This is a genomic window from Winslowiella toletana, from assembly GCF_032164335.1.
Lineage (GTDB): Bacteria > Pseudomonadota > Gammaproteobacteria > Enterobacterales > Enterobacteriaceae > Erwinia > Erwinia toletana_A.
On record NZ_CP134152.1, the window covers coordinates 3,562,399 to 3,584,408 of the forward strand.

The window sequence follows — 22,010 nt, forward strand, 5'->3', positions numbered from 1 at the left end:
TCTCCCTTCAGAATACAGGTGATCTATGACTTATGTGATTGTTCATGCCCTTGCTCCAATTTTTATCATCATGCTTCTGGGCTTCTGGGCTGGAAAAGCCCAAATGGTCGATAACAAAAATGTTTCATTACTCAATATCTTTGTTATGGACTTTGCGCTACCCGCAGCGCTATTCAGCGCCACTGTCCAGACCTCCTGGTCCGGTATTGTCGCGCAATCACCGCTGATTGTGGTGCTGACGGGCGCCATGTGGATAACCTATGCGGCTGTCTATTTTCTGGCAACCAGCGTCTTCAAGAAATCGCCGCAGGATGCAGCGGTGCTGACGCTGACCGTTGCCCTGCCAAACTATGCGGCGCTGGGCCTGCCAATCCTCGGCAGCGTGCTGGGTGAAAACTCTGCGACTTCACTGTCCGTTGCCGTGTCGATAGCCTGCGGCTCCGTGCTGTTGACGCCGTTCTGCCTGCTGATCCTTGAGCGTGAAAAAGCGCGAGCGGCCGGTGAAAATACGGGTTCTACGCTCACTATGCTGCCATTACTGATGTGGCGTTCGTTTAAAAAGCCTATCGTCTGGGGCCCGCTACTTGGGGTGATACTGTCGGCAATGGGTATCAAAATGCCCGATTTACTGCTGACATCGATTAAACCATTAGGACTGTCCGCAACTGCCGCAGCGCTGTTTCTGACAGGGGTAATTCTCTCTGCTCGCAAGTTGCAGCTCAATGCTATGGTCGGTATTTCAACCATCACTAAACTGTTGATTCAGCCATTCATTGCCTGGGGAATCATTCTCGGCTTTGGTCTTGAGGGTTCAGTGGCTGTTACGGCAATCCTGATGATCGCGCTCTCAGCCGGTTTCTTTGGCGTAGTGTTCGGAAATCGCTTTGGCGTGCAGTCACCAGATGCAGAGGCTGTGCTGTTGTTGAGCTCGGTTCTGTGTATTCTGACGTTACCGCTTTTTATTACTTTAACTTCAGGCATTTGATATGAAATTCACAGCACGCCCACACGATCTTGTCTGGCTTCGTTCAGCCAGTGCCTTAATGGGTATCAAGGAGAGCTGGGTGGACAGTCAGTGGCACGCTGGCCTGCCAGTGGTGGTAAGGCGTGATGTGAATGAAAGTGGTGATATTCCAGTTGGCGTGCGCGGTACGCAACGTGGCCAGCGCGCCGCTGGATGGATCAAGGCAGAGGATATCTGCCGGATAGTGACGCCAGAAGCACTGGTCGATCGCGAGAGACTACAGCATTCACTATTTGTATCTCAGCGGCCGGTTCAGGCAGCGATTGCGCTCACTGCCTGCCCCTGGCCTTGGCACTGGGGCATCACTGGCAGCACGGGCTATCAGCTCGCCACAGGGATCCCGGTACTGCATGACGACAGCGATCTCGATCTGATGATCCGTGCGCCGCAGCCGGTCAATAACCTAAAATTACAGCAGTGGCAGAGCGTGGTAAACACGCTGCCCTGCCGCACAGATACTCAGGTTGAAACGCCGTCTGGCGCTTTTGCACTGAACGAATGGCTGCGCGATGGACGAGTGTTACTTAAAACAGCTACCGGTCCGCGGCTGACTCCATCCCCCTGGAACAATGAATCATTATGAAAATACTCTTCACTTTTCCCGGCCAGGGCACACAGAATCCCGGAATGCTGCGACATATTCCTGACAGAGATGCCATTCTTGGCGAAGTTCGCGCTGTTCTGGGTGACGAAACTGACAAGCTGGATACGCCCGATGCGCTGCGCCATACCCGTGCGGTACAGCTGTGTTTGTTGATTGCGGGCGTCGCATGGGCTCGCGAGTTAATTAAACAAGGGTTGAAGCCTGATATTGTGAGCGGTCTTTCAATCGGCGCATTTCCGGCAGCGGTGATTGCAGGCGCGCTTACTCTACGCGATGCCCTCAGGCTGGTTGCCCTGCGTGGAGATTTAATGGAGCAGGCCTATCCGCATGGCTACGGACTGACAGCCATTGTTGGTTTGCCCCTGAGCCAACTCGAGGATCTCATGACTGGCAGCAATACCTATATCGCTAACCTGAATGCAGAAACGCAGATTGTCATTGCGGGACGTGATGAGGATATGTTGAAAGTCGCGCAAAAGGCTCTGGAGGCTGGGGCGAGCAAGGCAACACGGTTGGCGGTCAGCGTTCCGTCACACTGTGCATTACTGGATAAACCCGCCGCTGAGCTGTCAAAAGCCTTTAAATCCGTGTCTTTAGCATCTCCTGTCTGCACCTATCTTAGCGGCTCAAGCGGGCGCGTTTTGAGGGAACCGCAGAAAATCGCCGACGACCTGGCGTTTAATATGGCGCGTACCGTGCAATGGCAGGATGCGATGGTCTCCGCCAACCAACGTGATGCCAGACTGGCAATCGAGATGCCGCCGGGCAGCGTGCTTACCGCGCTGACGCACCAGGCTGGCTGGAAGGGCGAAGCCATTTGTCTTGAGCGCAATAGTATCAATGTCGCATTACATCTGGCAAAGCGCCTTATTGATTGAGGCTGCTGGCATACATGCGCCCCTCTGCCGCCAGCGCCAGCAAATCCTTATCCCGTTCGCGATGGTGAGAATAGACCATGGCGATTAGCTGGCGCATCTGATAAGGCTCTGCAAGCTTCAACAATTGGACATCGTGCTCGTAAACTTTTTTCATCCTGCCAGGTACCAGCGAAAAACCTATTCCTGCCTGCACCAGATTCAACATGGAGAAAACATCATTTACGTGAGTGACAATTTTAGGTTCAAAACCGGCAATGTTAAATGCTTCCTGAAATCCTGCGTAAGTCGCAAACCCTTCTGTCAGAGTGACAAAGCTACGATCTGCATAATCGCGCAAATCTGCCTCGAGGGTATTGCCCAGCCTCTCACTGGCTGGCGCAGCTAAATAAATTTCATCGTGAAAAAGCGGTACAACGTCAAACCCAGAGCCGATAACTTTGTCATCTTCTATTGAGATAAGCAGAGCATCAAGTGCATCATCCTCAAGCATATTCATCAGCATCTGATTGGATCCCATTGTCAGATCCAGATCCAGAGAGGGCCGCCGCAACTTCATCCCCATAATCAGCTTAGGGACAGTTTCCAGGGTCAGTGAATAGAGCGTGCCTACTCTGAGGCGACCGCGGCCAACACCGGCAGTCTTGCGTGCTTGCTCAAGACCTTTATCCATCAAGTTCACGACATCCTGACAATACTCCAGCAGCGTCCATGCAGCAGGCAGCGGTTCAAGGTTGCGCCCCTTGTGAATAAACAACATGCAGTCAATATCTTCTTCAAGTGTATGAAGTGCGCGATGAACACTGACTGTGCTTAGATCCAGCGCTTCAGCCGTACGGGCGATATTGCCTTTCGACATAAACATGATGAACACGTTGAGCTTTCGGAAGGTGATATTCGGGTTTATTTCGTTTTTCATTTTGTAGCCTGGTATCGCGAGTCAGGGATTCGAACTACGCGCATCGTCATCTCCGCTGTCGGTGTTTAAACCGGGAAAGATTGAGGCTGTTTGCGCACGATGCAGAAGCCAATATCGCTATCAGGCATCCAGGTTTAGTTCACCGATTAAAACACAGTGGTGTGGGGTATCAACGGCCTGTCTGAGATCGTTTAATTAACGGCACAACGTCAAGTGACATTGATTTACTCCTCTCTTACTTTCAGAAACGCACTGTCTTTCAGTGGAGCTGATTAAGCTCTTCTGCTGTCAGGCCAGTCATTTTCTGCACCGTTTTAAAATCCAGCCCGCTTGCCAGCATATTGCGCGCCACTTTCATTATCCCCTTCTGTTCACCCAGCAGAATACCTTCCTGACGACCTTGCTTGCGGCCTTTCTCCATACCTTTTGCCAGCCCCTTCTTCAGACCTTTCTGCTCCAGTTGTTCTGCCATTGTCATCAGTAATTCCTCCTGTTGCGGTGAACGCCGTGCCAGCGTGCGGATAAAGGTTCCGGCATCAGCCGTCTCTCCGGCCTGAAACATGTAAGTTATCAGTACAGAAAGCTGCTCGTTGGTAGTGTAACCGCTGCTCAGTAACGTGACCAGTTGCTCAAGCAACTCTGACATATCACGCAGACGAATATGCTTCTGTAACAATTCCAGCGCAGCCATCCGCCGGTGAGTCATAATTTCTTCATCGGGAATGACCGTCACATCCACCAGCGGAAAATCGCTGCCGTAAACCTGTTCAGCCAGTTTCGGATCGCTGAATCCCTGCAGCCAGTTCAGCGAATGCGGATAAGGACTCACTCGCCCGTGATAAAACAGCAATGGAATAACCAGCGGCAGCTGTTTATGTCCGGCATCAAGATGCTGCTGCATTGCCGCAATGGCATAGCGCATCAGACGAAAGCACATCAGTTTATCGGGTGAACTTTGGTGCTCTATCAGGCAGTAAATATACCCTTCCCCACTGCCGGCTTTTAGCGAATAAAGCATGTCAGAGCAATACGATCGCAGATCATCCTCGATAAAGCTGCCGGTAGTAAGTTGCAGAGAGGCAAGATTACAGCACTGCAACAGCGCCGGAGGCAAGTGTATCTGCAGAAAGTCCCGTGCCGTTTCAGAATGGCTAAGAAATTGTTTAAAAACAGCATCATGTGGTGTTGGAGTAAAGCCCATTTCCCGATACCTGTCATCCAGTTTGACAGGTTATGACTCTATCACAGCCAAATCCTGGATAAAATATATACAAATCACTTTAGCTAACTTCAAAAAATCCATGCTGGACTAAAATCTTATAACGCTACATAGATGAAATAACCTCTGTAAAAACAGAGGGTTTTTCACTGTTTAACGCATCATGATGCGGCAACTTATAATTTCCCCTCATCCAAGCTCATGGAATGAGGAGTAAAGAATGATGCGATCGAGGGAGCGATTTCCCAGGCTTGTGTCAGACAGCGCCATAAATAAAAAACCCCCTGTATAAACAGAGGGCCTTTCAGATATTATCGCATCATGATACAGCAGAAATCAGCGAGAAATCATTCCCACTCAATCGTCGCTGGCGGCTTGCCGGAGATGTCATAGACAACGCGGGAGATACCGTCAATTTCATTAATAATGCGGTTAGAAACGCGGCCGAGGAATTCATACGGCAGATGCGCCCAGTGTGCGGTCATAAAGTCGATCGTCTCAACCGCACGCAGCGAAACTACCCAGTCGTACTTACGGCCATCGCCCATAACGCCAACTGAACGAACTGGCAGGAACACGGTAAATGCCTGGCTGACTTTGTTGTAAAGGTCGGCTTTATGCAGCTCTTCAATAAAGATCGCATCAGCACGGCGCAGCAGGTCACAGTACTCTTTCTTCACTTCACCCAATACACGCACGCCCAGACCCGGCCCCGGGAACGGGTGACGGAACAGCATGCTGTGCGGCAGGCCGAGTTCCAGACCGATTTTACGCACTTCGTCTTTAAACAGCTCTTTCAGCGGCTCAACCAGTCCAAGCTTCATCTCTTTCGGCAGGCCGCCCACATTGTGGTGTGATTTGATCACATGCGCTTTACCGGTGGCAGAAGCCGCAGACTCGATAACATCAGGATAGATGGTGCCCTGCGCCAGCCACTTCACATCGGTCAGTTTGGTGGCTTCTTCATCGAACAGTTCAACAAACACCCGGCCAATGGTTTTACGTTTGGCTTCTGGCTCATCAATACCGGCCAGTGCATCAAGGAAACGGGCTTCGGCTGGCACATGAATGATGTTAAGACCAAAATGGTCACCAAACATATCCATCACCTGCTCAGCTTCATTCAGGCGCAGCAGACCGTTGTCGACAAACACGCAGGTCAGACGGTCGCCTATAGCACGGTGCAGCAGCATCGCCGTTACAGAAGAGTCAACGCCACCGGACAGGCCGAGGATCACTTTATCGTTGCCTACCTGCTCGCGCAGGCGTTCAACCGCATCTTCAATAATTTTAGCCGGTGTCCACAGCGCTTCACACTGGCAGATATCGAGCACAAAGCGCTCCAGCATGCGCAGACCCTGACGAGTGTGGGTCACTTCCGGGTGGAACTGCACACCATAGAAACGCTTCTCTTCGTTAGCCATAATGGCAAACGGGCAGGTTTCGGTGCTGGCAACGGTAACGAAGTCAGACGGGATGGCGGTAACCTTGTCACCATGGCTCATCCAGACGTCCAGCAGCGGCTTACCCGCATCGCTGATGGCATCTTCGATATCACGAATCAGCGCGCTGGCCACTTTCACTTCTACCTGCGCGTAACCAAATTCACGCTCGGTGGAGCCTTCAACTTTACCGCCCAGTTGCATCGCCATGGTCTGCATGCCATAGCAAACACCCAGAACCGGCACGCCCGCATTGAAAACGTAATCAGGCGCGCGTGGGCTGTCGTGTTCGGTGGTACTTTCCGGGCCGCCGGACAGAATGATACCGCTAGGATTGAACTGACGAATTTGCTCTTCGGTGACGTCCCACGCCCACAGTTCACAATAGACACCCAGTTCACGCACGCGACGTGCCACCAGTTGAGTGTACTGAGAACCGAAATCGAGGATCAGAATGCGATGTTTATGAATATTTTCCGTCGTCATTGAGGCTATTCCAGAGCGATGTATAACTGATAATGAAATCGCCCGACTAGTAAGTCGGGCGGTGAATCTGATGCGCGATTAAGAACCCATACGGTAGTTAGGCGACTCTTTGGTGATGGTCACATCATGCACGTGGCTTTCGGAGATACCGGCTCCGCTGATGCGAACAAACTCCGCTTTGGTGCGCAGGTCGTCGATAGTACCACAGCCGGTCAGGCCCATACAGGAACGCAAACCACCCATCTGCTGGTGAACGATCTCTTTCAGACGACCTTTGTATGCCACGCGGCCTTCGATCCCTTCCGGCACCAGTTTGTCAGCAGCATTGTCAGTCTGGAAGTAACGGTCTGAAGAACCTTTGGACATCGCGCCCAGTGAGCCCATTCCACGATAGGATTTAAATGAACGACCCTGATACAACTCGATCTCACCTGGAGATTCTTCGGTACCTGCCAGCATCGAGCCGACCATCACGCAGGATGCACCTGCCGCGATAGCTTTCGCGATATCACCAGAGAAACGAATGCCGCCGTCAGCGATAACCGGAATGCCGGTCCCTTCCAGTGCAGCAACCGCGTCGGAAACCGCAGTAATCTGCGGTACACCGACACCGGTAACGATGCGAGTAGTACAGATTGAGCCAGGGCCGATACCGACTTTAACCGCGCTTACACCGGCTTCAACCAGCGCCAGTGCACCGGCACCGGTCGCAACGTTGCCACCCAGAATCTGCAGATCGGGGTACTTGGCACGCGTTTCACGAATACGTTGCAGCACGCCTTCAGAATGACCGTGAGAAGAGTCAATCAGCAGCACGTCCACACCCGCAGCGACCAGCGCATCAACGCGCTCTTCGTTACCGGCACCGGCACCGACCGCAGCACCGACGCGCAGGCGACCGTGCTCATCTTTACAGGCGTGAGGTTTACGTTCAGCTTTCTGGAAGTCTTTAACGGTGATCATGCCCAGCAGATGGAAGCTGTCATCAACGACCAGCGCTTTTTCAACGCGTTTTTCGTGCATTTTCTGCAGCACAACTTCGCGTGCTTCACCTTCTTTCACCGTAACCAGACGCTCTTTCGGCGTCATCACAGCAGAAACCGGCAGGCTTAAATCGGTAACAAAGCGCACGTCACGGCCGGTAATAATACCCACCAGTTCGTTTTCGCCATTAACTACCGGATAGCCAGCGAAGCCATTGCGTTCGGTCAGAGCCTGAACGTCGCTCAGAGGCGTGGTCGGCAGAACGGTTTGTGGGTCAGTAACCACGCCGCTCTCATGCTTCTTCACCTTGCGAACTTCTTCCGCCTGGCGTTCGATAGACATGTTTTTGTGGATAAAGCCTAAGCCGCCTTCCTGAGCCAGGGCGATTGCCAGACCCGCTTCGGTGACAGTGTCCATTGCAGCGGACAGCATTGGGATATTCAGACGGATGGATTTTGTCAGCTGGGTACTGAGATCTGCCGTGTTTGGCAGGACAGTAGAGTGTGCTGGAACGAGTAAAACGTCGTCAAATGTGAGTGCTTCTTTAGCGATTCTTAGCATGGCAATATCTCAACCTGGGGTGAATGAGAACAGATAAAATATTGCCGCGGCATTATACAGGGCGTAATCGATTGCCTCCAGCATTATTTAAGAAAAACTCTTGATCCTCTGTATCAGCCATGTAGTATCGACTGATTAACCCTCTGATTTGAAATTTGATCTTCGTCACATGTCGCTACCGCCATCTGCAAATATTTTTACCGTCAGCCGTCTTAATACGACAGTGCGCAAGCTGCTGGAAATGGAGATGGGTCAAATCTGGCTGAGCGCGGAAATCTCAAATTTTTCCCAGCCCTCTTCCGGTCACTGGTACTTCACGCTGAAAGACGATGGTGCTCAGGTTCGCTGCGCGATGTTTCGCAACAGTAACCGACGCGTCACCTTTCGACCACAAAACGGTCAGCAGGTACTGGTTCGCGCCAGTATTACGCTGTATGAACCGCGTGGTGATTATCAGCTGATTGCCGAGAGTATGCAGCCTGCCGGTGACGGCTTGTTGCAACAGCAATTTGAGCAGCTTAAGCAGCGCCTGGCGGCTGAAGGACTTTTCGATCAGCAGTTCAAGCAGCCGCTACCTGACCCGGCACGCCAGGTCGGAGTGATCACTTCCGCGACCGGAGCGGCATTACACGATGTGTTGCGCGTGTTACATCGTCGCGATCCTTCACTGCCGGTAGTGATTTATCCTACGCCGGTACAGGGTGCTGAAGCGCCTGCCAGCCTGGTGCGGGCAATTGAGCTTGCCAACCAGCGTAACGAATGTGATGTGCTGATTGTTGGGCGTGGCGGTGGCTCGCTGGAAGATCTGTGGAGCTTTAACGACGAACGCGTGGCGCGCGCGATTTTCGCCAGCCGTATTCCGGTTGTCAGCGCCGTCGGCCATGAGACCGATGTCACTATCGCTGATTTTGTTGCCGACCTGCGGGCACCGACACCGTCTGCCGCCGCTGAACTGGTCAGCCGCAATCAGATTGAACTGTTACGTCAGCTGCAATCGCAACAGCAGCGGATGGAAATGGCGATGGATTATTATCTGGCGCAAAAACAGCGCGCTTTTACCCGTTTACATCATCGTTTACAGCAGCAGCACCCGCAACTGCGGCTGGCACGCCAGCAGACGGCCCTGTTCAGGCTACAGCGCCGTCTGGACGATGCGGTACAGTTACGCCTACGTCAGTCACAGCGCCAGCAGGAACGCGTTGAGCAGCGTCTGGCGGCCCAGCAACCCCAAGGGCGCATCCATCGCGCGCAACAGCAGCTTCAGCAGTGGCAATATCGTCTGCAACAGGCCATGCAACGTGAGTTAAACCGCGATAAACAGCGCTTTTCAACCCTTGCTGCACAGCTGGAAGGCGTCAGCCCACTGGCGACGCTGGCGCGCGGTTTCAGCGTTACCACTGCCGTCGACGGTAAAGTGGTACGGAAAACCAAACAGATTCAGGCTGGCGATACGCTTAAAACCCGTCTGGACGATGGCTGGGTAGAGAGCCAGGTGACCAGCGTCAGCGCGATCAAGAAAAAACCACGTTAAATCCAACGATGCCGTATAAAAAAACGGGAGCCTTTTCAGGCTCCCGTTTTTTATTAACGTTTGTTCTTTTTCAGATGCGACATCAGGCGCTTACGTTTACGCTGCTGGTTAGGTGTCAGCAGGTTACGTTTACCGGCGAATGGATTATCACCTTCTTTAAACTGGATACGAATCGGCGTGCCCATCACGTTCAGTGAACGACGGAAATAGTTCATCAGATAACGCTTGTAGGAATCCGGCAGGTCTTTCACCTGGTTACCGTGAATCACAACAATTGGCGGGTTATAACCACCGGCATGCGCATATTTCAGCTTCACGCGACGTCCGCGCACCAGTGGCGGCTGATGATCTTCTTCTGCCATGGTCATGATACGCGTCAGCATTGAGGTATTAACGCGGCGGGTTGAGCAGTCATACGCTTCAGTCACCGACTCAAACAGGTTGCCAACACCACTGCCGTGCAGCGCGGAGATAAAATGAATGCGGGCAAAATCGATAAAGCCCAGACGGAAGTCCAGCGTCTCTTTCACTTCATCCCTGACTTCCTGCGACAGGCCGTCCCACTTGTTGACCACGATAACCAGTGAGCGCCCACTATTGAGGATAAAACCAAGCAGCGAGAGATCCTGATCGGAAATACCTTCATGCGCATCAATAACCAGCATGACCACGTTGGCGTCTTCAATCGCCTGCAGAGTTTTGATTACCGAGAACTTTTCAACGGTATCCGTCACTTTACCGCGCTTACGCACGCCCGCAGTGTCGATCAAAATATATTCCCGATCGTCACGTTCCATCGGAATATAGATACTGTCGCGGGTGGTGCCTGGCATATCGAAGACCACCACGCGATCCTCACCGAGAATGCGGTTAGTCAGTGTGGACTTACCTACATTAGGACGCCCCACAATCGCCAGCTTGATCGGCAGCGTACGTGGGTCGAAATCATCTTCTTCTTCGACTTCTGCATCCGGATCTTCGCCGCGCTCTCTGGCAGCCAGGTCGGCCCAGTAAGCTTCGTTCTCTTCTTCTTCAGTCAGCTCTTTAGGATCAACCACTTCCATCCACGGCAGTAATGCAGTTTCCAGCAGGCTGGTAACACCGCGACCATGTGAAGCGGCAATGGCATGAATTTCGCCAAGACCTAAAGAGTAGAAATCACCGACGGCAGAATCGGCGTCCAGCCCATCGGTTTTGTTGGCGACGAGAAACGTGGGTTTCTGACGTGAACGCAGATGTTTGGCGATTGCCTGATCGGCAGGCATCAGGCCAGCACGCGCATCGACGAGGAACAGCACCACGTCAGCTTCTTCAATCGCCAGCAGCGACTGTTCAGCCATACGGGTTTCAACGCCCTCTTCGTTGCCATCGATACCGCCGGTATCAATAGCAATAAATTCGCGCCCTTCTACTTCGGCACGACCGTACTTGCGATCGCGTGTCAGCCCGGGGAAATCCGCCACCAGCGCATCTCGCGTACGCGTTAAACGGTTAAACAAGGTGGATTTGCCCACATTGGGACGCCCAACCAGCGCGACCACAGGTACCATATTGAAGCCTCATTACTAATATTAAATGCCTGACTCGATAGATTGTTGTAAACGGCATACACCGCTCTGGTCAGGCTGAAGACGCTAAGGATAACACGCCTGCTAAAAAACGAAACGGCCCCTGATAATCAGGAGCCGCTAAACTAATAGTTTTCAGGTCAGAAATTAACGCGTAAAGGCGTAAACTTCACCATTATTGGCCTGAATCAACAGCTTATCACTGGCTACCACCGGCTCGCTTTGCAAGCCGGAACTGTCGACTTTTTGCTGCGCAACAAAGCGACCGTCATCGGTATTAATCCAGTGCAGATAACCTTCACTGTCACCGACAACGATATAACCGTTGTACAGTACCGGTGAAGTCAGGTTGCGATGCAGCAGATCGCTTTGACGCCAGATGGAAACACCACCCTCAACACTCAACGCCATCACGCGATCATCCTGATCAACCAGATAAATTCGGCCAGCATCAACGATCAGATCGCTGACGGAACCAATTTCACGCTTCCACAGGATCTGGCCAGAGCGCAGGTCCAGCGCCGTCAGGTTGCCGTTATACGCCAGCGCATACACCACACCGTTAACCACAACCGGAGTGGTATCAACATCACTCAGGCGATCAATCTCGGTAGCACCACTTGGCTGAGAGATGCGCTGCTGCCAAATCAGTTGTCCCTGATTCATCATCACCGCACTGACACGACCGTTATCACCGCCGACAATTGCCGCACCAAACGCGGTGGCTGGAGCAGATTCACCACGCAGCGACAGTGCCGGCATATCCAGGTTAACCGACCATTTTACCGCGCCGCTCGCCTGATCAAGCCCCTGCAACATACCGTTGCTGGTATGGATCAGCACTAAACCATCGCTGACTACCGGGCGTGACATCGCTTCGCCTGCCACATTAGTCTGCCAGGCAATCGAGCCATCAGCGCTGTTAAGAGCGTAAACCTGTGCACGCTCACTGCCGATATAAATATGCTCACCACCCGCCGTCACGCCACCTGACAGTAACGCAGAACGATTGCGTGAGAAGAAACCGGTTTTCTCTGACAGATCCACTTTCCACTTCTGCTTACCGTTAGCAGCATCAAGCGCTTTAACGATACCGTGGCGGTCAGCAGCAAATACCGTGCTGTCCTGCCATGCAGGGTGCAGATTGGAATAGAAATCACCGATACCATCACCCACCGAAGTGCTCCACACTTTTTCCGGTGTGAACTGGTTTTCGACTTTCGGCAACGGGGCCATTTTCACTACATCTTCTTCGCCGCTGAACAGCGAACAACCGCTGAGTAACGTGACTGAAATCAGCCCGGGCAGCAGGTATTTACGTAATTCCATGCGCTCTCTCTTGAATGGCTTAACCTAGATTATTCATCTTCATCTGCATCATTTCTTTCAGCGCTGGAGAAGCATCAGATTCGATACCTTTGCTCCATGCATCACGCGCACCCTGGGTATCGCCTTTGCTTAACAGCGCTTCGCCACGGATATCAGCGATAATCGCCGCCCAGCCATCACCTTTAACGGTGTCGAGGGTTTTGAGCGCGTCATCGGCTTTCTTCTGCTGTAGCTGAATGCGCGCCAGACGCAGATTCAGTACCGCCTGCAGATTAGCATCATCCGTACTTTTCAGGCCGTTCTGCAATTGCGTAGCCGCTTCATCCAGTTGATTTTTATCAACAAACTGTTTGGCGAGGTCCAGCGAAGCCAGCGCACCGTAAGTATTGTTGTTTTCACTGGCGAACTTGCTCGCCGCTTCCAGCGTTTGTGGCTTGCTGGCATCCAGCGCAGAGGTTACCTGCTGATAAGCTGCAGATGTTACTCTGGCATTACCGTCCTGGCTGTTACTCCAGAAACGCCAGCCCACCAGTGCGCCCACGCCTAATACCACGCCAACCACCAGCGCTTTGCCATTGTTGGCAAAGAAGCGACGGAGTGCATCAACTTGTTCGTTCTCGCTGCTATAAACTTCCACGCAATCCTTCTCCTTACTTGTTTCCTGCTGCGCTTATTTTAAAAGCGCCGACAACGCGGCTGCCGCTTCACTTTGTGCCAGCACTTGCTGTTCACCTGTGCGCAAATCTTTGATTACGACCTGGCCGGCTTTAACTTCATCTTCACCCACCACCAGCGCAACGCGAGCACCCCACTTATCTGCACGGGCAAATTGCTTCTTAAAGTTACCGCCGCCGTAGTTGGTCATCAGTTTCAGTTCTGGCAATGCATCGCGCAGTTTCTCTGCCAGCAGCATGGCTGCGGACTGCACACCCTGACCGGAAGCGATAACATAGACATCAACAACGCGCGTCGGTTCAAATTCTGGATTAACTGCCTGAACCAACAATACTAAACGCTCAAGGCCCATGGCAAAACCCACCGCCGGGGTGGCACGACCGCCGAGCTGTTCAACCAGACCATCATAACGGCCACCGGCACAGACTGTGCCCTGCGCGCCAAGACTGGTGGTTACCCATTCAAACACCGTACGGTTGTAGTAATCGAGGCCACGCACCAGACGCTGATTCACAGTGTAAGCGATACCGGCATCGTCCAGAATGGCGCAAAGACCGGCAAAATGCTCACGCGACTCTTCATCCAGATAGTCACCCAGCGTCGGCGCATCATTCAGCAGTTTTTGCACGTCAGGATTTTTGCTGTCCAGCACGCGTAATGGATTGCTGTACATACGGCGCTGACAATCTTCGTCCAGCACCTCTTTATGCTGCTCAAGGAAAGCCACCAGCGCATCGCGATAGTTCGCACGCGCTTCCAGCGAGCCGATAGAGTTCAGTTCCAGCGCAACATGATCGGCGATCCCCAGAGCTTTCCACCAGCGAGCGGTCAGCAGAATCAATTCTGCATCAATATCCGGCCCTTGCAGGCCAAAGACTTCAGCTCCCAACTGATGAAACTGGCGATAGCGCCCTTTCTGTGGACGCTCGTAGCGGAACATCGGCCCGATGTACCACATACGCTGTTCCTGATTGTACAGCAGACCATGTTCGATACCAGCACGCACGCAGCCCGCCGTACCTTCCGGACGCAGCGTCAGGCTTTCACCATTGCGGTCTTCAAAGGTATACATCTCTTTTTCAACCACGTCGGTAACTTCACCAATGGCGCGTTTGAATAATGGGGTCTGCTCTACAATCGGCAAACGAATTTCGCTGTAACCATAACCGGCCAGCACCTGCTTCAGGATGCCTTCAATACGCTGCCAGACTACTGTGTCAGCAGGCAGGTAATCGTTCATGCCACGAATAGCTTGAATATTCTTCGCCACAAATAATCTCTCTAAATGGGATACTGAATCGACCGCGGCCGCCTGCGCGCTGAGCGTATTTTCCACGCATCATATTCAGTATCTTAAATACAAAAAAGAACCTGACCCGGCATCTTACCCCATGAGGATGGCACCGAACAGGTTCAATTGGGTATCCCCTTCATCTTTAAATGACAGGGCGACAAATGATGGCTATTTCTCAACCTGCTGAATGTCGATACGACGGCTTTCATCGAGCATCGCGGCTTTGGCACGGATACGCGCTTCCAGCTGATCGATCATGTCGTCGTTATCAAGACGCTCGCGCAGGCGCACGCCATCTTCGTAGAAACCGCTTTTTTTATTGCTGCCGGTCACACCCAGCGTTGAAACCAGCGCTTCGCCCGGGCCATTGACCACACAGCCGATTATCGAAATATCCATCGGCGTGATGATATCTTCCAGCCGCTGCTCAAGGGCATTGACCGTGCCAATCACATCAAACTCCTGACGTGAACAGGTCGGACAGGCAATAAAGTTAATTCCGCGTGAGCGAATGCGCAGCGATTTCAGGATATCAAAGCCAACTTTCACCTCTTCCACCGGATCGGCGGCCAGTGAAATTCGCAGCGTATCGCCAATACCTTCCGCCAGCAGCAGGCCAAGGCCAATGGCTGATTTCACCGAGCCTGCACGTGCGCCACCGGCCTCAGTGATACCGAGATGCAGTGGTTGATCGATCTGTTTCGCCAGTAAGCGGTAAGATTCAACGGCAAGGAAAACGTCGGAGGCTTTGACGCTGACTTTAAATTGATCAAAGTTCAGGCGATCAAGATGATCAACATGGCGCATTGCTGACTCCAGCAGTGCCTGTGGCGTTGGCTCGCCATATTTTTCCTGCAGATCTTTTTCCAGCGAACCGGCATTAACACCGATGCGAATTGGAATATTGTAATCACGAGCGCAGTCAACTACCTGACGGATACGCTCGTTATTACCGATATTACCCGGATTAATGCGCAGACAGTCGACGCCATACTCCGCAACTTTCAGCGCGATGCGATAGTCGAAGTGAATATCCGCCACCAGCGGAACGTTGACCTGCTGTTTGATCAGCTTAAAGGCTTCTGCCGCGTCCATGGTCGGAACGGAAACACGGACAATATCGACGCCTACACGTTCAAGCGCTTTAATCTGGTTGACCGTCGCGGCGACATCCGTCGTACGCGTGTTGGTCATGGACTGAACGGCTATTGGTGCGCCATCGCCCACCGGCACCTTGCCGACGTAAATACGTGTTGATTTGCGACGGATAATGGGTGCTTCGTTATGCATATTCTTTCTCCACAATTACTCGCGACCAGAGAAGATGCGTTATTGCGCACCTAAGGTCAGACGAGCAACCTGGTTGCTACGGATAAAACGACTCAGATCAACAGGTTGCCCCTGGTACTGAATCTGTACTGCGCTCGGAGCACCAATTTTCAAACGATAAGGTGCAGTACCGGCAAGGCTCAGTTTACCACCGCTGCGCTGCATGCCGCTGAACAGTTTTTTGCCAGCAGCATCAGTCACTTCCAGCCAGCAGTCGGCGTTAAAATTCATCACAATAGCATTTGGATCAACCGCAGGTGCGCTAACGTCTGCATTGCCGGTTGGCAACAGGCCGTTAGCCGGTTGGCTGTTCGCCACCGGCGCTGCAGCGTTGTCAATCGGTGCCTGACTCGGTGACACCACCGCATTGGCGGTGTCAGCTGAGGTATTGGCAGGTACGCTGGCATTGTCAGATGCGGCTGCGCTGCTGTTATCAGCAGCAACAGGCTGGGCTGCCGTATCAGTCACACTGTCATTAGCATTGCTGCTGTCAGTCAGCGGAATAGACTGGCTGTTATCGCCTTCTGCACCAGAGTTCTGATCGGCCATTGATACCAGGTCATCCTGCGCCGCTTTGTGATTTTGCCACCACCATGCGCCAGTCAGACCGACCACCACAAACAACACCAGCCAGGTAAAGATCATCAGCCAGCCATCACGTTTTTTACGACGCTTGCCGAGTGAGAAACTTTGCATCGGCTCAACTTTTGCCGCACGAACCGGCGCCTGCTTAGCCATCATCGGCAGCAGTTCCTCTTCTGGTACATGAACCAGACGAGCATAAGAGCGGATATAACCACGCAAGAAGGTCGATGCGAGATCGGCTGGGGACTTATCTTCCTCAATATCACGAACGGTAGAAAGTTTCAGGCAGAGACGCTCAGCAACATTCTGCTGGGTAAGGCCCATTTGCTCACGGGCAGTACGCAGGCGTTCGCCCGTGGAATTTACTGCAGATTTTTCTTGAGTGGCTTCAGTATTCATTAGCTAAAAAATGCTGGTACTGTATCGATTGTGGAAAATTTCGCGCCAGTTGTATGCCGTAACGCTTAACATCAGCGTTACGCTCAACCAACGCGGCGAAACGAATCTCTAACCACAGGCTCTCTGCCGAAGCAGGCAAGCTGTGCTGATATACATCTAATAAGAGTCGCGCCTGGACACGTTCTCCCTTTCCAAATCGCCTTTCAGCCTCAGCCAGCAAGGGTGTCCCTTTCTGTGCATCAGCCTGGATCGCCAGCAGCAACGATGCTTTTGCCTGCTCAGGCTCTCCTGCGTTCAGATAGCAGTAACCGGCATTCTCAAAGCTGTCCGCTCTGGCTCCGGGCTGCGGCAGACGTTGTGCCTGACTAAACTGCTGTTGCGCCGCATCATACTGCCCTAATCCGCAAAGAAACGCACCGTAATTGTTAACAACAAAACTATTTAACGGTGCCAGCCGTAATGCCTGATCATAGCGCAATTGAGCGGAAGGGTTATCTCCACTCATCTGAGAAAGACGAGCCATTGCCAGCTGAATGCGATAATCCTGCGGCGCGGCGGCTTCAGCTCGCTGCAGATTGCGTTGCGCAGCGGCAATGTCGCCGCGCGCAAGATATTCTAAACCGAGCTGAAGGCGTGTCTGCGCTGAACCTGTTGCTGCGTGGTCAGTGACACAACCACTTACAAGAAAAGCACTCAGCAGCGCGCATAGTAGTCCGTTACGCATAACCTCTCCCTGAGGTGATAAAGCTTGTTATGTTACGCCAAACATATCAAGCCCCAAATCCGATAATTGTTGTAAAAACAATTAAATCACCGGTTTCAGAGCGCTTTCACAGAAATTGTTTCACCTGCCATTTTTTTGCGCAGGGTACGCTTGGTACGGTCAATAACATCACCCGCTAACTGACCACAAGCAGCATCAATATCATCACCACGGGTTTTACGCACAATAGTGGTGAAGCCGTACTCCATCAATACTTTGGAGAAGCGGTCAACGCGGCTGTTGGAACTGCGGCCATAAGGTGCGCCCGGGAAGGGGTTCCATGGGATCAGGTTGATTTTGCACGGCGTATCTTTTAACAATTCCGCCAGTTCATGCGCATCATCGGTGCTGTCGTTGACGTGATCCAACATCACATACTCGATGGTGACACGGCCCTGATTGGCGTTTGATTTGCCAATATAGCGGTGCACAGCATCAAGGAAGGTAGCGATATTGTACTTTTTGTTAATTGGCACGATTTCATCGCGCACTTTGTCGTTCGGGGCGTGCAGTGAAATCGCCAGCGCGACATCAATCATATCGCCCAGCTTGTCGAGCGCTGGCACAACGCCAGAGGTCGACAGGGTCACACGGCGCTTGGAAAGACCAAAACCAAAGTCATCCAGCATGATTTCCATCGCCGGAACAACGTTGTTCAGGTTCAGCAGCGGCTCGCCCATGCCCATCATCACCACGTTAGTGATTGGACGCTGACCGGTAACGCGTGCAGCACCGATAATTTTCGCGGCGCGCCATACCTGACCAATAATTTCCGAAACGCGCAGATTGCGGTTAAAGCCCTGCTGCGCGGTGGAACAGAATTTACACTCAAGTGCACAACCTACCTGCGATGAGACGCAGAGTGTGGCGCGGTCTTTCTCCGGAATGTAGACAGTCTCTACCAGCTGGTCGCCAACGCGGATCGCCCATTTAATGGTGCCGTCGGTTGAACGCATCTCTTCAGCCACTTCAGGTGCACGGATTTCGGTCAGCTCTTTCAGCTTGCCGCGCAGCACTTTGTTGATATCGGTCATCTGATCGAAATCATCGCTGCAGTAATGATAAATCCACTTCATGACCTGATCAGCGCGGAAAGGCTTCTCACCAATGGAAAGGAAGAATTCGCGCATTTGCTGACGGTTAAGATCCAGCAGATTGATTTTTTGTTTCTGGCTGACAACTACAGGAGTTTCGGACGACGGCGTCACAATAAGTTCTGACATAATATTCTCTCGCCTCGTTATTACACGTTATGGCGTTGGGGGATGAATGATTAAAAAAAGAAGCGCCCCCGCTGAGCATGCTCATCAGGGGCGCATTATTGTACAAACATCTTCAACGGGATGCCAACTTACGGCAGCATGCGAACACATTAATTTTGTAAACGCAGCTTACCTGTTAACTTTCCCGACACGAATTAACGTGTACGCGGGCACACTTCGCCTTCGCCAAAGAAGAACGCGATTTCACGTGCAGCAGATTCAGCAGAATCAGAGCCGTGGGTTGCGTTTTCGGTGAAGCTGTCAGCGTAGTCTGCACGCAGGGTACCAGCCAGTGCGTTTGCCGGGTTGGTTGCACCCATCAGATCACGGTGACGCTGAACGGCGTTTTCACCTTCCAGAACGGAAACCACGATTGGACCTGAAGTCATAAACTCAACCAGGCCATCAAAGAAAGGCTTACCAGCGTGTTCTGCGTAGAAGCCCTGCGCCTGCTCAGTGGTCAGGTGCAGCATTTTTGCAGCAACAATTTTAAAGCCAGCGCTTTCGAAACGGTTGTAAATAGCACCAATTACGTTTTTTGCCACCGCATTAGGTTTAACGATGGAAAAAGTACGTTCTGTTGTCATGTTGACCTCTGTATTAACTGCCAAATTAAGCCGGATTTTCCCCTTCATCCTTCAGACACCGTTTAAACGGTTATATTCTGAATGCTTTCGGGTAGTAAATTTGGGTTCCGGCCCGAGAAAATGGCGCAAATTATAGGGGCGCGTTCGGCGGTTGCCTATCGAAGATTCAACAATTTATTAAAAAAACATGATCTCCGTCGCGACATCCCCTTCATATCTGCTTATCAGGGTCGAAAATTAATCACTCTACGCTAAAAGCAGCGCTCGCCACTTGTCCATCCTCATCCAGCACGGTTACCTGATAGTCACCGGGCTTTTCAAAAGGTAATGCCAGTGATGACATATCACGCTGACTTTCCAGCGGATTGCCATTAATAAACCACCAGCGCTGACTTCCTTGCCCGCCCTGCACACTGGCCGTTACCGTCAGTAAAGGCTGGCCCGGTAAACGATGCAGAATCTGCCCATCACGCACGCCGGTTAACAGCAGAGGGGCCGCATTACCCTGGCTCAATGGCGGGCACTGCGCATCAACTGGCGGTAACCGGCTGGCGCGTCGCTCGCCCTGCGGCAACCACGGCTCAAGCGGCAATGGCCACAGAGTGACGATCTGCGCCCGCGCGCCGCTACAATCTGCCGCGACGCGTTTGCCTTGCGCATTTAGCCACACCGGCTGCTGAATGCCGGTTAAACTCTCCTGCCCTGGTGCCAGCAGTGTTGGCGGCACGGTTTGGTCGACGATCCAGCTTTGACGCCGCTGACGGCAATTCGTATCGCCAGCGGGCAACGTTTGCCCCCCCGGCCAGCAGATCGATGTCACGCCAACTGATTGTGGGCGGGGGTCGCTCGGCAATACCGTGCCACGAAAGCCCGGTGACGACATCAACAGGTTACTGACCTGATTCATTACCGGTATCGCGCTGGCGTTACCGTATTGTCCGGCAACTGGCGTGCCGTCCGGACGCCCTACCCATACGCCAATCAGGTAGCGTGCATTCAGGCCAATTGCCCAGGCGTCGCGGTAACCATAGCTGGTACCGGTTTTCCACGCCAGCGGCACCACCGCAGGCAGCTGACCGTCGGGCTGTGGCTGCGCCTCACCCGCCAGAATGCGCCGGATGACCCACGCAGCACCGGGTGACATCAAAGCACGCTGCTCCAGTTGCTGTTCTGGCAGAAAGCGCAGTTGCGCCGCGTTCCCGTGACGCGCAAAAGCACTGTATGCGGCGACAATCTCATCCATACGCGCCCCCGTTCCGCCCAGAACCAGCGAAAGATTAGGCTCCACCGCCGCCGGAAAACGTAACCGCAGACCAACATTGCGCAGCGCCGCCGTAAGGCGCTTTGGCCCGTATGCATCAAGCAACTGCACCGCAGGAAGATTAAGCGATCGGGAAAGTGCTTCGCTGGCGCTGACCGGGCCGTGAAATCCAGTGTCAAAATTACCTGGCCGATAATCACCAAAACGTCGCGGTACATCCTGCAACAGTGATTCTGCATGGATTAAGCCATCGTCAATTGCCAGCCCATAGACGAATGGTTTCAGTACCGATCCCGGTGAACGTATGCTGCTAATCATATCGACATGACCAAAACGGCTGTCATCATTAAGATCGATCGAACCAAGATAGGCGCGCACTTTCATATTGTGGTGATCGACTACCATCACCGCCATCGACGTGCGCGGTGGAAGCTGATTTTTCCAGCCTTGTGCCATCGCTTCCAGCTGCCGCTGCATCGAGGCATCAATCGTAGAGGTAACTTTTTGCCGGGGTGACAGGGCAATCAGCCGCCTTGCCAATAAGGGTGCCAGCTCCGGCATCTGTCGAGGTGCCAGCCACACCGGTTCGGCAAAGATCTCTTCGACCTGAGGTAATGACCAGACCTGGTAATCGATCATGCGCTGTAGCACTTTATTACGCGCTGCCTGCGCACGCAGCGGCCAGCGGTCGGGGCGTAAACGGCTTGGCGCTTGTGGCAACACCGCCATCAGCGCCGCCTCACTGCGCGTCATCGCGGAAGGTGGCTTACCGAGCCACGTCCAGCTGGCGGCACCTATGCCTTCAATGGTACCGCCGAAAGGCGCACGGTTAAGATAGATCGTCAAAATCTCGCGCTTCGACAGATGCCACTCCAGCTGGAAGGCGCGCCACACCTGATGCATTTTACCGGCAAAGGTGCGCGGTTGCGGATCGATCAGCCGCGCTACCTGCATCGTCAGGGTGCTACCGCCGGAGATAATTTCACCACCGATTATGTCCTGCCAGGCCGCGCGAATTATAGCCAGCGGATTGACGCCGGGATGGTGCCAGAACCAACGATCTTCGTAAGTCAGCAGCGCCTGGAGATAGTACGGCGACACATCATCGACGGTAACCGGATAGCGCCAGATGCCGTTACGATCGGCAAAGCGCCACAGCGGCGTGCCATCTTCAGCCACCACCACGCGCGCAGGCTCTGGCTGCTGCAATGGCAGCGGAAATAGCCTGTCGCCAATTAACAACAGCATAAAGAGCGCCAGCAATATCAGCAACGCATGCAGCAGAGCGAAACCACGTCTCATTATCAATGCGC

The 22,010-nt window shown here is 52.9% G+C and carries 18 protein-coding genes; 4 read left to right on the top strand and 14 right to left on the bottom strand.

Features of this window, described 5'->3' with window-relative positions; genetic code table 11:
- The first annotated feature begins 25 nt into the window (after positions 1-25).
- The 3 genes from RIN69_RS16645 to mdcH are packed head-to-tail and all read left to right on the top strand — an operon-like array spanning position 26 to position 2,506.
- Positions 26-985 (top strand): AEC family transporter, encoded by a 960-nt coding sequence (locus tag RIN69_RS16645; protein ID WP_313853159.1) that lies wholly within the window; start codon positions 26-28, stop codon positions 983-985.
- Between the two features lies 1 nt (position 986).
- A complete protein-coding gene (locus tag RIN69_RS16650) occupies positions 987-1,607 on the top strand; it encodes a malonate decarboxylase holo-ACP synthase (RefSeq protein ID WP_313853160.1) in 621 nt (206 codons plus the stop codon).
- Positions 1,604-2,506, top strand: coding sequence for a malonate decarboxylase subunit epsilon (gene mdcH, locus RIN69_RS16655; protein WP_313853161.1), 903 nt, complete (start codon positions 1,604-1,606; stop codon positions 2,504-2,506). Before RIN69_RS16650 ends, mdcH begins: the two co-directional genes overlap by 4 nt.
- On the opposite strand, the gene RIN69_RS16660 is transcribed toward mdcH, so the two are convergent.
- The 4 genes from RIN69_RS16660 to guaB all read right to left on the bottom strand — a co-directional run bounded on the left by RIN69_RS16660 (position 2,496) and on the right by guaB (position 8,114).
- A complete protein-coding gene (locus RIN69_RS16660) occupies positions 2,496-3,422 on the bottom strand; it encodes a LysR family transcriptional regulator (protein WP_313853163.1) in 927 nt (308 codons plus the stop codon). The two genes, mdcH and RIN69_RS16660, sit on opposite strands and share 11 nt — an antisense overlap.
- A 259-nt stretch (positions 3,423-3,681) precedes the next feature.
- Positions 3,682-4,623 carry an Rpn family recombination-promoting nuclease/putative transposase gene (locus RIN69_RS16665; RefSeq protein WP_313853164.1) on the bottom strand — a complete coding sequence of 314 codons (942 nt, stop codon included), beginning with the start codon at positions 4,621-4,623 and terminating at the stop codon, positions 3,682-3,684.
- Between the two features lie 365 nt (positions 4,624-4,988).
- On the bottom strand, positions 4,989-6,569 hold the full coding sequence (gene guaA, locus RIN69_RS16670; protein ID WP_313853166.1) for a glutamine-hydrolyzing GMP synthase: 1,581 nt from the start codon (positions 6,567-6,569) through the stop codon (positions 4,989-4,991).
- A gap of 78 nt (positions 6,570-6,647) precedes the next feature.
- Positions 6,648-8,114, bottom strand: coding sequence for an IMP dehydrogenase (gene guaB, locus RIN69_RS16675; RefSeq protein ID WP_313853167.1), 1,467 nt, complete (start codon positions 8,112-8,114; stop codon positions 6,648-6,650).
- 169 nt (positions 8,115-8,283) lie between these two features.
- Between guaB and xseA the strand changes: the two genes are divergently transcribed.
- Complete coding sequence (xseA, locus tag RIN69_RS16680; RefSeq protein ID WP_313857779.1) at positions 8,284-9,645, top strand: exodeoxyribonuclease VII large subunit; 1,362 nt, start codon at positions 8,284-8,286, stop codon at positions 9,643-9,645.
- Between the two features lie 53 nt (positions 9,646-9,698).
- Here the strand turns inward: xseA and der are convergent, their stop codons facing one another.
- The 10 genes from der to pbpC all read right to left on the bottom strand — a co-directional run bounded on the left by der (position 9,699) and on the right by pbpC (position 21,999).
- Complete coding sequence (gene der / locus RIN69_RS16685) at positions 9,699-11,195, bottom strand: ribosome biogenesis GTPase Der (protein WP_313853169.1); 1,497 nt, start codon at positions 11,193-11,195, stop codon at positions 9,699-9,701.
- Between the two features lie 165 nt (positions 11,196-11,360).
- Positions 11,361-12,542: an outer membrane protein assembly factor BamB gene (bamB, locus tag RIN69_RS16690; protein ID WP_313853170.1), complete on the bottom strand. Its 1,182-nt coding sequence runs from the start codon at positions 12,540-12,542 to the stop codon at positions 11,361-11,363.
- Between the two features lie 19 nt (positions 12,543-12,561).
- Positions 12,562-13,179 (bottom strand): YfgM family protein, encoded by a 618-nt coding sequence (locus tag RIN69_RS16695; RefSeq protein ID WP_313853171.1) that lies wholly within the window; start codon positions 13,177-13,179, stop codon positions 12,562-12,564.
- 33 nt (positions 13,180-13,212) lie between these two features.
- Positions 13,213-14,487 (bottom strand): histidine--tRNA ligase, encoded by a 1,275-nt coding sequence (hisS, locus tag RIN69_RS16700; RefSeq protein WP_313853173.1) that lies wholly within the window; start codon positions 14,485-14,487, stop codon positions 13,213-13,215.
- A gap of 192 nt (positions 14,488-14,679) precedes the next feature.
- On the bottom strand, positions 14,680-15,801 hold the full coding sequence (ispG, locus tag RIN69_RS16705) for a flavodoxin-dependent (E)-4-hydroxy-3-methylbut-2-enyl-diphosphate synthase (protein ID WP_313853174.1): 1,122 nt from the start codon (positions 15,799-15,801) through the stop codon (positions 14,680-14,682).
- 39 nt (positions 15,802-15,840) lie between these two features.
- On the bottom strand, positions 15,841-16,824 hold the full coding sequence (gene rodZ / locus RIN69_RS16710; RefSeq protein ID WP_313853176.1) for a cytoskeleton protein RodZ: 984 nt from the start codon (positions 16,822-16,824) through the stop codon (positions 15,841-15,843).
- Positions 16,814-17,548 (bottom strand): type IV pilus biogenesis/stability protein PilW, encoded by a 735-nt coding sequence (pilW, locus tag RIN69_RS16715; protein WP_313853177.1) that lies wholly within the window; start codon positions 17,546-17,548, stop codon positions 16,814-16,816. The genes rodZ and pilW overlap by 11 nt, the downstream gene beginning before the upstream one ends.
- A gap of 95 nt (positions 17,549-17,643) precedes the next feature.
- Positions 17,644-18,810, bottom strand: coding sequence for a bifunctional tRNA (adenosine(37)-C2)-methyltransferase TrmG/ribosomal RNA large subunit methyltransferase RlmN (locus RIN69_RS16720; RefSeq protein ID WP_313853178.1), 1,167 nt, complete (start codon positions 18,808-18,810; stop codon positions 17,644-17,646).
- A 194-nt stretch (positions 18,811-19,004) separates the two neighbouring features.
- Positions 19,005-19,436 carry a nucleoside-diphosphate kinase gene (gene ndk, locus RIN69_RS16725; RefSeq protein ID WP_052901254.1) on the bottom strand — a complete coding sequence of 144 codons (432 nt, stop codon included), beginning with the start codon at positions 19,434-19,436 and terminating at the stop codon, positions 19,005-19,007.
- A gap of 241 nt (positions 19,437-19,677) precedes the next feature.
- Complete coding sequence (gene pbpC, locus RIN69_RS16730; protein WP_313853180.1) at positions 19,678-21,999, bottom strand: peptidoglycan glycosyltransferase PbpC; 2,322 nt, start codon at positions 21,997-21,999, stop codon at positions 19,678-19,680.
- Positions 22,000-22,010: the final 11 nt, after the last annotated feature.